General features: G+C 70.3%; 11 protein-coding genes. 2 read left to right on the top strand and 9 right to left on the bottom strand.

Translation table 11 applies throughout. The features are described from left to right. Window positions 1-28: 28 nt before the first annotated feature. From AC1DE0_RS14775 to AC1DE0_RS14795, 5 genes are all read right to left on the bottom strand, one after another. The gene (locus AC1DE0_RS14775) at window positions 29-1306 is read right to left on the bottom strand and encodes an adenylate/guanylate cyclase domain-containing protein (RefSeq protein WP_478101835.1); all 1278 of its coding nucleotides are present in this window, start codon (window positions 1304-1306) and stop codon (window positions 29-31) included. 107 nt (window positions 1307-1413) lie between these two features. Next, complete coding sequence (locus AC1DE0_RS14780) at window positions 1414-1830, bottom strand: hypothetical protein (RefSeq protein ID WP_478101837.1); 417 nt, start codon at window positions 1828-1830, stop codon at window positions 1414-1416. A 291-nt stretch (window positions 1831-2121) separates the two neighbouring features. Then, window positions 2122-5043 (bottom strand): vitamin B12-dependent ribonucleotide reductase, encoded by a 2922-nt coding sequence (locus AC1DE0_RS14785; RefSeq protein ID WP_478101839.1) that lies wholly within the window; start codon window positions 5041-5043, stop codon window positions 2122-2124. Window positions 5044-5134: 91 nt separating this feature from the next. Further along, a complete protein-coding gene (gene nrdR, locus AC1DE0_RS14790) occupies window positions 5135-5632 on the bottom strand; it encodes a transcriptional regulator NrdR (RefSeq protein ID WP_478101841.1) in 498 nt (165 codons plus the stop codon). A gap of 459 nt (window positions 5633-6091) precedes the next feature. Continuing rightward, window positions 6092-6517, bottom strand: coding sequence for a Crp/Fnr family transcriptional regulator (locus tag AC1DE0_RS14795; protein ID WP_478101843.1), 426 nt, complete (start codon window positions 6515-6517; stop codon window positions 6092-6094). Between the two features lie 184 nt (window positions 6518-6701). On the opposite strand from AC1DE0_RS14795, the gene AC1DE0_RS14800 reads away from it, so the two are divergent. Beyond that, the gene (locus tag AC1DE0_RS14800) at window positions 6702-7940 is read left to right on the top strand and encodes a sensor histidine kinase (protein WP_478101845.1); all 1239 of its coding nucleotides are present in this window, start codon (window positions 6702-6704) and stop codon (window positions 7938-7940) included. On the opposite strand, the gene AC1DE0_RS14805 is transcribed toward AC1DE0_RS14800, so the two are convergent. The 4 genes from AC1DE0_RS14805 to AC1DE0_RS14820 all read right to left on the bottom strand — a co-directional run bounded on the left by AC1DE0_RS14805 (window position 7858) and on the right by AC1DE0_RS14820 (window position 11387). Further along, window positions 7858-8613: a hypothetical protein gene (locus AC1DE0_RS14805; protein WP_478101847.1), complete on the bottom strand. Its 756-nt coding sequence runs from the start codon at window positions 8611-8613 to the stop codon at window positions 7858-7860. The genes AC1DE0_RS14800 and AC1DE0_RS14805 overlap by 83 nt on opposite strands. After that, window positions 8610-10391 carry an alpha/beta hydrolase gene (locus tag AC1DE0_RS14810; protein WP_478101849.1) on the bottom strand — a complete coding sequence of 594 codons (1782 nt, stop codon included), beginning with the start codon at window positions 10389-10391 and terminating at the stop codon, window positions 8610-8612. The genes AC1DE0_RS14805 and AC1DE0_RS14810 overlap by 4 nt, the downstream gene beginning before the upstream one ends. Further along, window positions 10388-10717, bottom strand: coding sequence for a hypothetical protein (locus AC1DE0_RS14815; RefSeq protein WP_478101851.1), 330 nt, complete (start codon window positions 10715-10717; stop codon window positions 10388-10390). The genes AC1DE0_RS14810 and AC1DE0_RS14815 overlap by 4 nt, the downstream gene beginning before the upstream one ends. A gap of 271 nt (window positions 10718-10988) precedes the next feature. Then, window positions 10989-11387, bottom strand: coding sequence for a LysM peptidoglycan-binding domain-containing protein (locus AC1DE0_RS14820; protein WP_478101853.1), 399 nt, complete (start codon window positions 11385-11387; stop codon window positions 10989-10991). A gap of 263 nt (window positions 11388-11650) precedes the next feature. Between AC1DE0_RS14820 and lexA the strand changes: the two genes are divergently transcribed. Next, window positions 11651-12349: a transcriptional repressor LexA gene (gene lexA, locus AC1DE0_RS14825; RefSeq protein ID WP_478101855.1), complete on the top strand. Its 699-nt coding sequence runs from the start codon at window positions 11651-11653 to the stop codon at window positions 12347-12349. Window positions 12350-12393 lie beyond the last annotated feature (44 nt).

Genomic DNA, 12393 nt, shown 5'->3' on the forward strand with positions numbered 1-12393 from the left:
AGAAGCCGGCGGAGCGGGCACTGGACGCTCAGTCGTGCGTCTCGGGCGGCTCCACGAGGAAGGTGCTCATCGGGCCCTTGCCCTTGACGTCGACGATGCCGCGTGGCCGGACGGAGAAGTCGGCAGCGATGGCGTGGGCGACGGCTTCGGTCACGTGAATCTGTCCGGGCAGGCCGTGCGACTCCATCCGGCTCGCGGTGTTGACGGTGTCCCCCCACAGGTCGTAGATGAACTTGCGTCGTCCGATGACGCCGGCGACCGCGGGCCCGGATGCGATGCCGATGCGCACCTGGAGCCAGCTGGCGTCCTCCTGCGCGAGGCGGGCGATCGCCTCACGCATGCTCAGCCCAACCCTCACGATGGCGACGAGGTGGTCGGGCCGCCGGTCGGGCAGGCCCCCTGCGACCATGTACGCATCTCCGATCGTCTTGATCTTCTCGACCTTCTCGCGGTCGACGACCTGGTCGAACGCCGTGAAGATGCGGTCGAGCAGGGTGACGAGGTCCTCGGGCTGCATCAGCTGGGTCTGCTCGGTGAAACCGACCAGGTCGGCGAACAGGACGGACACGTCGTCGTAGCGCTCCGCGATGACGCCCAGCCCCGCCTTGAGGCGTTGGGCGATGGCCTCGGGGAGGACGTTGAGGAGCAGGCGCTCCGACCTCTGCTGCTCGACCTCCAACGCCTGCCTGACGCGCTCGCGCTGCTCCACGAAGTAGCCCAACATCAGGTAGGCGCAGGTCGTCATGCCGCTGACGTTGAGCACGAAGAAGGCGGTGACCAGGCCACCGGGCAGCTCGGGAGGTCCGTGGGAGATCCGTGAGTCGAGCACCGCGAGCAGCGCCACCTCCGCCACGTAGGCGACCAGCCACGGCACCGAACGCCGCAGCCCGGCCAGCGCCAACGCGGCGAGCGGCACGACAACGGCCCAGAGCACGATGCCGCTCGATGCGATGAGGCCGCCCAACGAGACCTGCAACAGGCCCGGGAGCACCAGGAAGAGCACGAACTGGACCCGGCGGAACCGCTCGAAGTCGTGGGTGCGGGCCAGAACGACCAGACCGGCGACGGTGACGAGCTGGTACGTGGCCGGAATGGCGGCCGAGCGGACCAGGCCGTACGCGAGGTAGATCCCCACCCACACGGTCGAGACGACGGCGATCAGCAGCGAGGCGAGGATCAGGGTGCCCTGGCGCAGGCTCTCGTCCTCGGTCAGGTCCGCCGCTCCGATGCACGACACCCGCTCGATGACGCGCACGACGTGCCGCCGACGCGGCCGGCCCCGAGCGGCGAGGACGTCTGCCCCCATGCTGCCGATGGTACGCACTTCTGCGGGACGTGCCGGGCTGAGCCCCCTCCTGCCGTGAGGTGACCCCGACCCCGCGGGCGCTGAGGCCCGGCACGGGATCCCGCCCGTCAGCCGCTGCCGAAGGTCGCGCCGAGCCCGTCCGTGCTACCGGTGCCCCCGCGGTGCGTGAAGGTGGTGCCGTCGGGCAGCTGCACCGTCCACTTGGAGGCGTTGGGAATCACCCCGCGTCCCGTGAAGCGGCACCCGGGCCCCACCGCGTTGCCCGCCGCGTCGGTGTGTGGCCCGAGGTAGATGAACGCCGTCACCGCCGTGTCCACCGTCACGGTGGCCGTGACCGGGGTGATGGCCGCGGCGCGTCCGTAGGCGGGCTCGGTCGGGGTGAAGCGGACCACGCTCCCGAGGCCCAGGCCCAGCCGGTTCCCGGGGCGGTGGATCGTCAGCGGGCACGCCCGGGACGTTCCGGCCACGAGCGCACGCACATCGTCGTCAGGCAGCTCACCGCCCACCTTGAGGTCGAGGGACATCGTCGTGGTCAACGGCGCCGGCGGGCGCGACGTCGACGGAGCGGCACACGGGTCGCACGACGACGGCGGCCGCGCCGAACACCCCGCCGCCGCGGCCACGACACACGCTGCGAACGCGGCTCGAGCAGCCCGGCGCCACGATGGCCCTTCCATGGGGAGCAGCGTGCCCGGACTGCCCGCGCGGGACCTCGGGTCCGGGACAAGTGAGACGAGACCGTGACACGCTCGTGGCGCAGCAGTGGGCCCGGACGGCATTCGCCGTCCGGGCCCACTGGTCCGGCTGCTGGTCGATCAGCTGCAGCCGCTGGTGCTTCCGCAGCCCTCGCAGACGTAGCAGGAGCCGGCGGGCCGCATCTTCGTGCCGCAAGTCATGCAGATCGGAGCGTCGGCCGTGATTCCACCGAACTTCTCGAGCAGCTCGGCCGAGCTGTGGACGTCGCTCGACGCGGCACGGGCCGAGGCGGCGCCGGCACCGAACTTCACGTCGACGGCCTCGCTCTTCGAGCTGGGCTCCTCAGCCTTCGGCTCGGCCTTCTTGGCGACCGGTGCCGACTGCTGCAGCGACTTGAGCTCGTCCGCCAGCTCCTCGTCGGACTCGTCCGCCTCGGTGGCTTCGTAGGAGCCGGTCTCGACCTGGCGAGCCCGCTCCTCGGCGGTGTGGATGCCCATGAACGAGCGCGTGTCGAAGTCGAGGTAGTCGAGCGCCAGACGGCGGAAGACGTAGTCCATGATCGACTGCGCCATGCGCACGTCGGGGTCGTCGGTCAGGCCGGCCGGCTCGAAGCGCAGGTTGGTGAACTTCTCGACGAACGTCTCGAGCGGCACGCCGTACTGCAGGCCGATCGACACCGCGATCGAGAACGCGTCCATCACGCCGGCCAGGGTGGAGCCCTGCTTGCCGAACTTGAGGAAGATCTCGCCCAGCTGCTTCTCGTCGTAGGTGCCGGCCGTCAGATAGCCCTCGGCGCCACCGACAGCGAACGACGTCGTCTGCGACGTGCGGCGCTTGGGCAGGCGGCGACGGACCGGACGGTACTCGATGACCTTCTCGACCTTGACCTCGGCCGCGGCGGCATCGGCAGCGGCCTTGTTGTTCTTGGCCGTGGAGCCACCGTCGGACAGCGGCTGACCGACCTTGCAGTTGTCGCGGTAGATCGCGAGCGCCTTGATGCCGAGCTTCCAGCCCTGCATGTAGACATCCTGGATCTCCTCGACCGTGGCCGTCTCGGGGAGGTTGACGGTCTTGGAGATGGCGCCGGAGAGGAACGGCTGGGTCGCGGCCATCATGCGCACGTGGCCCATGGCCGAGATCGAGCGCGCACCCATCGCGGTGTCGAAGACCTCGTAGTGCTCCGGCTTGAGGCCGGGGGCGTCGATGACGTGGCCCTTGTCGGCGATGTACTCGACGATGGCCTCGATCGACTCCTGCTGGTAGCCGAGCTTCTTGAGGGCCCGGGGGATCGTCAGGTTGACGATCTGCATCGAGCCGCCGCCGACGAGCTTCTTGAACTTGACGAGCGAGAAGTCCGGCTCGATGCCGGTCGTGTCGCAGTCCATCATGAAGCCGATGGTGCCGGTGGGGGCGAGCACCGAGGCCTGGGCGTTGCGGTAGCCGTGCTTCTCACCGAGCTTGACGACGTCGTCCCACGCCTTCGTCGCGAGCGCGTGGACGTCGGAGTCCATCGCGTCGAGCGTCTTGATGTTGTCGTTGGCGGCCTGGTGCTTGCGCATGACCCGCTTGTGCGCGTCGGCGTTGCGGGCGTAGCCGGCGTAGGGGCCGACGACCGAGGCCATCTCGGCGGACCGCTTGTAGGCGGCGCCGGTGAGCAGCGAGGTGATCGAGGCGGCGAGCGCGCGGCCACCCTCGGAGTCGTAGCCGTGGCCGGTGGCCATGAGCAGCGCCCCCAGGTTGGCGTAGCCGATGCCGAGCTGGCGGTAGTTGCGCGTGGTCTCCCCGATGGGCTCGGTCGGGAAGTCGGCGAAGCAGATCGAGATGTCCATGGCCGTGATGACCAGCTCGGCGACCTTCTGGAAGGTCACTCCGTCGAAGGTGTCGTCGTCGCGGAGGAACTTGAGCAGGTTGAGCGAGGCGAGGTTGCACGAGCTGTTGTCGAGCGACATGTACTCGGAGCACGGGTTGGACGCCGTGATGCGGCCCGTCTCGGGGTTGGTGTGCCAGGCGTTGATCGTGTCGTCGTACTGGATGCCGGGGTCGGCGCACTCCCACGCCGCCTTGGCGATCTTGCCGAAGAGCTCACGGGCGTCGACCGTGTCGATGACCGAGCCGTCGCCGCGCGACCGCAGGCCGAACTCCGTGCCGTCCTCGACGGCCTTCATGAACTCGTCGTTGACGCGGACCGAGTTGTTGGCGTTCTGGTACTGGACGGAGACGATGTCCTTGCCACCGAGGTCCATGTCGAAGCCGGCGTCGCGCAGGGCGCGGATCTTGTCCTCCTCGCGCGCCTTCGTCTCGACGAACTCCTCGATGTCGGGGTGGTCGACGTCGAGCACGACCATCTTGGCGGCGCGGCGCGTGGCGCCCCCCGACTTGATGGTGCCCGCGGACGCGTCGGCGCCGCGCATGAACGACACCGGACCGGAGGCCGTGCCGCCGGAGGACAGCAGCTCCTTGGAGGAGCGGATGCGGGAGAGGTTGAGGCCGGCGCCGGAGCCGCCCTGGAAGATCTTGCCCTCTTCCTTGTACCAGTTGAGGATCGAGTCCATCGAGTCGTCGACGGCCAGGATGAAGCACGCTGAGACCTGCTGCGGGCTCTTCGTGCCGACGTTGAACCACACGGGCGAGTTGAACGAGAAGACCTGGTGCAGCAGCGCGTAGGTGAGCTCGTGCTCGAAGACGTCGGCGTCGGCGTCAGAGGAGAAGTAGCCGTTGCTCTTGCCGGCCGCGACGTACGTCAGCACGACCCGGTCGATGAGCTGCTTGAGCGAGACCTCACGCGCGGCCGTGCCGACGGCGCCACGGAAGTACTTCGTGGTGACGATGGTGCTCGCGTTGATCGACCAGAAGTCGGGGAACTCGACCCCGCGCTGCTCGAAGATCGTCTCGCCGGTCTTCCAGTTCTGCTGGACGACGTCGCGCTTCTCCCACGTCACCTCGTCGTACGGGTGCACGCCGGGCGTGGTGTAGATGCGCTCGATCTTGACGCCCTTGGCGTTTGCCTTGGAGCGTGAGCTGCGGTTACCGATCTCCGTCATTTCGTGCGGCCTCCCTGACCGATGTGCATGTGGTTTGAGTCTTGCTGATGGCACCGACAGTGGTCGGGTCCCGGGCGTTCGTGGAGGGTGGTCACCGCTGGGCGTCGAGCTGCGAGGGAGCCTGAGGCTCCTCCCCCAGCGCGTCGCGCTCGGCTCGAAGGAGCGCGATGGCTCCCTCGAAGTCCTCGAGGCTCTCCCAGGCCTGGTAGACGCTGGCGAACCTGAGATATGCGATCTCGTCGAGCTCACGCAGAGGCTCGAGGACAGCCATGCCGACCTCGTGCGCCTCGATCTCGGCGTTTCCCTGCGACCGGATGGTCTCCTCGACCTTCTGGGCGAGAAGGGCCAGGTCGTCCTCGCTGACCGGGCGTCCCTGGCACGACTTGCGCACGCCGGAGAGCACCTTGGCCCGGCTGAACGGCTCGGAGGCTCCCGACCGCTTGATCACGTTGAGGCTCGAGGTCTCGAGCGTCGTGAAGCGGCGGTTGCACTGCGGGCACTGGCGCCGGCGCCGGATGCAGGCGCCGTCGTCGGTGGTGCGCGAGTCGATGACCCGCGAGTCGGTGTGGCGGCAGAACGGGCAGTGCACGTCTGGTCACCTTCCCTTCCCCGAGACCCAGTCGTTCAGCGTGCGGCCCTCCCGTATGCCGTCCGACCCGGCCCCAGCGCCGCCCGGTGTTCGTGGGACCGGTCGAGGCTGGGGATGGAGCTGGGGATGACGTGGGGATGACCTGTGCGTAACCCCCGTTTGCCTGGGGACTACATGTGGACGTCTTACATCTGTGTAACTACTAGATGTAGGGGTAACTGTAGGCACGCTGTGACCTCGATCGCAAGCGAATCGCGAACCTCCGGCGCGTCGTGGTCGCTGACCTGCACAAACGTCACACGCGCCTCATCCGTCCCGGCGTGTCAGGGCGGCCGATGCGCGACCGCACCCCAACATCTAGGGGTGGCCAGCATCTCGCACACCACCATCTGCGGCCTGCACAGCGCGCCGGAACAGCCCTGCGCGAGCGGTCGGTCGTCGCGGGGAAGGGTCAACCGGTCAGGCATTCACCTCACGGAGGCGCGCCTCCAGCTGCCGCACCCGCGTGACCAGCCCCTTGAGCAGGAGGACAGCGGTGTGCGGGTGCTTGTCGATGAGGTCGTTGAGGGCTGCCTGCGACAGCCGGAAGGCGGTCGCCCCGTCGGCCCCACTCGTCACGGTCGCCGAACGGTCGGCGCCGTCGATGAGGGACATCTCGCCGAAGTAGTCGCCCGTCGACAGTTGGGAGATCCGCTTGCCGTCCACGTCCACCTCGGCCGTTCCGTGGATGAGCATGAGCATCCCGCCGCCGACGTCGCCCTGGCGAACGAACGGGACTCCCGGCCCCACCTCGACGGTCGAGCCCCGGGCGATCATCTCCTCGACGAGGTCGTCCGGCAGCTCGCAGAAGAGCTCCACGGCGCACAGTGAGTCCTTCAAGCTCATCGGCCCTCCTCATCACAGGTGGCGGTCAGATTCCGCCCCTCCGACGGTAGCCCCAGGTGCGGGTCGCGTGGTCCGAAACCCCGAAGCGCGCGAGCCGACGTGCGCGCCACCCGTCTTCATGGGAGCGCGACATGACGCAGCACATCCTTGCCCGGCACCACCTCCGTGACACACGCTTCGTATCGTGACAAACCGGACGGTCGTGGATGAGCAGTCGGACCAGGCGCAGCGGCGCTACGACGTGCTCGGCCGCGCGCCGGGCCGCGAGCTGCAAGCCCTCGTCGACATCGCGGCGCAGCTGTGCGCGGTCCCCACGGCCGCCATCAACCTCATCACCTCGACCGAGCAGCAGCAGATCGCCACCACCGGCTTCGAGCCGTCGATCTGCGCGCGCGAGGACTCGATGTGCGCGGCCGTGCTCGAGCACACCGACCGGGTCGTGGTGCCCAACGCAAGCGTCGACGAACGCTTCCGTGACAACCCGTTCGTCACGGGGATCCTGGGCGACGTCCGGTTCTACGCCTCCGCTCCCCTCACGACCCCGGAGGGCGTGATCGTCGGTCGGCTGTGCGTGTTCGACGACGTGCCCCGTGAGCTCGACGAGGCGCAGGAAGAGGCCCTGGTCGCCATCGCCGAGCGCGTCGTCGACGTGCTCGAGCTGCGCCTGCGCACGCGCGAGCTCGAGGACTCGTTGGCCGCTCTCACCCAGACCCGCGACGAGCTGCACCGCTCCAACGAGGCACTGTCGGTCTTCGCGGGCCAGGTGAGCCACGACCTTCGGACGCCCCTCACCGCGATCATGGCGAGCACCGAGATGCTCGGCCAGCAGGAGGCCGTCGTCGCGGACCAGTGGTCCGGGCGCCTCGTGGCCACGGCGTTCCGTTCCGCCACGCGCATGGCCGGCATGATCGAGCAGATCCTCGCCCACGCCCGTGTCGGCGCCGAGCTGCACAAGTCGCCGACCGACCTTCGCACCGTGCTCGACTCGGTGCTCGAGGACCTCGCCCCGACGCTGTCTGCGCGACGAGCCTCCGTCGAGGTCGGCGACCTCCCGAGCATCCCGGCCGACGCCCAGCAGCTCTACTCCGTGCTCCTCAACATCGTCTCCAACGCGATCAAGTACGCCCGCCCCGACGTTCCGCCGGCCATCGCCGTCACCGCCGACCAGTACGGCCGGTCGTGGCGGATCTGGGTGCGCGACAACGGCATCGGCATCGCCCCGGCCGATCGCCAGCGGGTGTTCGACCTCTTCCACCGGGTCGAGACCTCGGTCGACGGCAGTGGCATCGGGCTGGCGACCGTCAAGCGCATCATCGAGGCGCACGGCGGATCCATCGGGATCAGCCAAGCTGACGGACCCGGCACCGTCGTGTGGTTCGAGCTCCCGGCCGCCGACGACTCTGACGGCGGCCGCGAGTCCTGACCGGCCTCTGTGCCCGCGCAAGCACCAGCCAGGCGACCCCGAACGCCGCGGGCGCACGGAGGTCGATGAACCCGGCCTCGACGAGCAGCAGCACGAACGTCGAGGCCGCAGTTCCGTCGTCCATCGAGCGCAGGAACGACGTGGAGCCTGCCGCCACACCGCCGTCGAGCACCACCGCCGCGGCGAGCACGCCGATCTCGACCAGAGCCGCAAGGGCTGACCAGCGCAACCGCTCCCTGACCGTGCTCGTCGGAGGGCCTTGACGGACCGGTCCCGAGAGCCCTACCGGGCCGCCCGCCCCGCCCGCCCCGAGTGGCCCGTCCGGCTCGGCACGGTGCGGCACGGGAGGCGGCGCGCCCAGCTCGTCGACGGGGCCGCGCACCGGGTCGCTCCTCGGCTGCAGCCCGGACCTGCTCAGGGCCACGGCCAGCGTGACCCCGAACCCCACGACACCCAAGAGCACAGGTGACGACACAGCGATGAGCGCAGCGTCCGCCGCTGCACCCGGGCCGCAGCCGACCCAGGCGATGAGAATCGCTGGAACCGCCGGCAGCACCGCGCTGCCCAGGCACGCCCGGGCGACGAGGGCGTCCCTGCGCTCGCGGGCCTGTCCGGGCACCCATCGCGCCATCCGACGCGGTGTGGCTGGGCCCGGCGTGAGGGGCCTGCTCACGGCACGAGCCTCGGCCACCGCAGCGGGTCGGAACCGAGGCTGGGCCCGGTGGTGGTGCAGGCTCGCTCGTCGGCACCCTGCACGATGCGCAGCTCGGGGCGGCCGGCCGCGACGGCCACCAGGTTGTGCGCGCTGTCGGTGCCCGCCCGCAGGTAGTCCGAGTGGCCCGCCGACGTTCGGCCCGCATCGACGAAGGCCGCGCGGGGCCGCATCCAGTGGTTGCAGCCCGAGCCCGGATGCTTGAGCGCGAACGTCGAGAGCCGCAGGGCGCCGCCGACCTCGGCCGGGCGCGTGCCGTGCACCATCCAGCCGTAGCTGAACACGTCGTCGCCGACAGCGCCCAGCACGTTGAGCGCACCCGGCTTCAGCGCGGTCTGCGCGATGTCGGTGAACGGCAGTCCGGGAGCCCCGAAGACCGCGACGTCGTCGATCGAGCTGGTGCGCAGGCTGGCGAACCCGGCCAGCGTGGCGCCGTAGGAGTGCGCCCACACCGTCTGGTGCGCAGGTCGGTCACGGGCGGTCTCGAGCCCGGTGACGAAGTCCGCGAGGGCTGCTGCGTTGTCGCGGGCAAGCTTGGCGTTGAGGACGTTCCGGTCGATGGACGACGTGATCTCGTGCACCTGGGGCGCGTCGTAGCCCATCCACGTGACGACCGCGACATCATCCCCCCGTGCGATCGCCCGTGCCTCGGAGCGCATCCGGACGAACGTGTCGTCGTAGCGCCGCAGGTCGGCACCGACCATGGTCGAGAGGCCGCCCACGAAGGTGACGACGTGCTCGGCCCGGTCGACGTCTCCCACAGCGACGACGGCCCTCAGGTCAGGCTCGCGAGCGTCCAGCAGGAGAAGCCGTCGCGGCGCCCCGTCACGGCGGGCGAGCACGTCACGCACCGCGCGTATGCCGTCCAGCTGTTCCTGCGCCCGCGTCCGCTCGGCGGCGTTCCAGGGAGAGCCCCGGCGCCGCGCGTCGCGAGCACGAGCGGTCGCCGTGCGCTCCGCGCGGTCGAGGAGGATCAGGTTCGCCTCCTGGCGCGCGGCCGCCGGCACCCCGTCGCGAGGACCGACCCACTCAGGCTGCTCGCGGAGAGCCTGACGTCGCTCCTCGTCGGTGAGGGACCGCCACCACGCCGCCGACGCGAACACGCCGGCGGCCGTCGGGGGCGGCGCCGGCAGGTCGCTTCCGTCGAGGACAGCCGCCCCGGAGGCCGATCCAGCCGCCGGGCCGCCTGCTGCCGCGAGAGAGGTGGCTCCTCGCGCCGCGGCCAGCAGCGCGCGGTGCAGGTCTTCGTCGGTCCGGGTGGCCGCGCGCCGGGCCTGCTGCAGGCAGGCGTCGACCTCGGCCCTGAGCAGGTCGTCGAGGCGCGCCCGGTGCGCCTCCCCGACAGGGTCGCCGAGAGAGGCTCGCACCGGGAGGAACAGGCGACCGTCGTCGTCGACCCAAGCACCCTCGTCAGACGCTCGGTGGTCGGCGCGCCCGATCAGGTCGAGTGCACCCTGCAGGCGTTGGGCGGCGTGGGCCACGGCGTTCCCTGCCACCGCGATGCTGCTCGCGAGCTGTCCCAGCCCGGCCACCACGGTGCCGTAGCGGTCGGCCGCGGCGCTCGAGCCGGCACCGCTCCACCGAGGCGCGGCCGACCGGCGCCACAGCACCAACTCGGCCAGGACGACGAGCCGGGATCGGCGCTGCTCCAGACGCCGGCTCACCTCGAGCAGCAGCTGCGGCCGGCCGGCACGGATGTCGCGCACGGTCAGGCCCGAGCCCACGACCGCGGCGCTCACCGTGTGCCGTCGACGGGGTCGCCTTGGGCGGCGCCAGGCAGGGTCGCCTGCAGGGCTTGCCGGGCCACCTGTTCGACGGCGTCGTAGCCGTCGGCGGCGAGGCTGACGCGACGCCCGAGCTCGCGGAGCTCCCACTGGGCCGTCGACAGCCTCGCCTGCCAGGCAGCCGCCACCTGTGGCAGTCCCGACGCGCAGCGACCCCCCGGAAGAGCCGTTGCCACCGGCCGGAGGTCGTCGGCCACCCCGAGCCGCCGCACCTGCCCTAGCACCTCCTCGATGGTGACGGCGCTGGCTCGCAGCGCCGCCGTGTCGATCTCGTATCTCATCCCTGCTCCCTTCCCGAGGCCAGCCACGCTAGGTCGCGGACGCCGGGTCCGGCTGGCGTCATCCACAGGCTCCGGGCGGCCGGTCGTGACACAGCAGAACGCCGCACCCCTCCTCAGGGGTGCGGCGTCCGGGCGGTCACGACGGGGTCGAAGCGCCGTTACCGCCAGCCGCTGGAGGTGGAGCCAACGCGGCCGATGGGGCGGGTCGAGAGAAGCGGGAGCGAGCCAGGCGGCATACGCACGGAAGCCACGAGCCAGGGAGCTCCCGGTGTCAGCGACCCGGGACGACGAGCTGCTGCCCGACGTGGATCTCGGTGGTGCTGAGGCTGTTGGCGACCTGGAGCTCGACGACACCGTCGGCGACGGACAGCTGCGGCAGCTCGCGCGCCGCGATGCCCGACAGCGTCTGACCCGAGGTGACGGTGACCGTGTGGGAGCCGGACGATGCCGAGGCGAGCTGACCGGCCAGTCCGACCGCCAGCAGCGAGACGACCGCCGCGACCAGGATCGAGACCACGAGCCGGCCGAACCGTGTCAGGCGCAGGGGCGGCTGGGCGGCCCGTGCGGCGCGGACGGCCTCGCGCCCGGTGGGCACGAGCACGAGGTGCGGACGGGCCGGCGGCTGCGTGGTCTGCGGCTGACGAACGGCCTCGAGGACGATGGCGCTCATGGTGACCTCCCCTTGCTCCTGAACTGGCGAACGTGTGTTCGATAGAACGTCTGTACGAGTTGTAGCACGTATGTTCGAGGAAGTCGAGACACGCATCGAACAGGTGTTTGGCAACTGTGTTCGAACCTCGTTACTCTTTCCTCACACCACACACCTCACCAGCCACCACTGACACTGGCCCCCGAGCGGCCCTCGACCTCTCCTCGCGCAGTTCTCGAGCCAGGTTCAGCACACGGTCTGACGAGCCGACGAAGGGGATCACCATGGGCGTGACCGAGCTTCCCGATCGCGAGACCGGCGACGGACTGACCGTGCGTCAGCGGCGCGTGCTCGAGGTGATCCGCAACTCCGTCGACCGCAGGGGCTACCCGCCGAGCATGCGCGAGATCGGCGACGCCGTCGGCCTGGCGAGCCCCTCGAGCGTCTCCCACCAGCTCAACGCCCTGGTGGCCAAGGGCTACCTGCGCCGCGACCCCAACCGCCCGCGCGCCCTCGAGATCGTCTCGCCGGATGCGACGGCCGAAGAGGTCGGCTACCGCAGCGGCGACCACTACGACACCGAGACCGGCTCCGGCGACGCCCGTCCCGAGGCGTCCTACGTGCCCGTTCTCGGGCAGATCGCGGCAGGCGTCCCGATCACGGCCGAGGAGGTCGTCGAGGACGTCTTCCCGCTGCCGAAGCAGCTCGTCGGCGAAGGCGACCTCTTCCTCCTCAAGGTCAACGGCGACTCCATGGTCGACGCCGCCATCTGCGACGGCGACTGGGTCGTCGTGCGCCAGCAGCAGCACGCCGACAACGGCGACGTCGTCGCGGCGATGCTCGACAACGAGGCCACGGTGAAGACGTTCAAGCGCGTCGACGGGCACGTCTGGCTGATGCCGCACAACGAGGACTTCTCCCCCATCGACGGCGACGACGCGACGATCCTCGGCAAGGTCACCGCCGTCCTGCGCCGAATCTGACGCGCGGGGTCGCCCGCGGCGACGCGACCCCGCTCCAGCAGGCG

Source organism: Terrabacter sp. 05T424 (assembly GCF_056396225.1).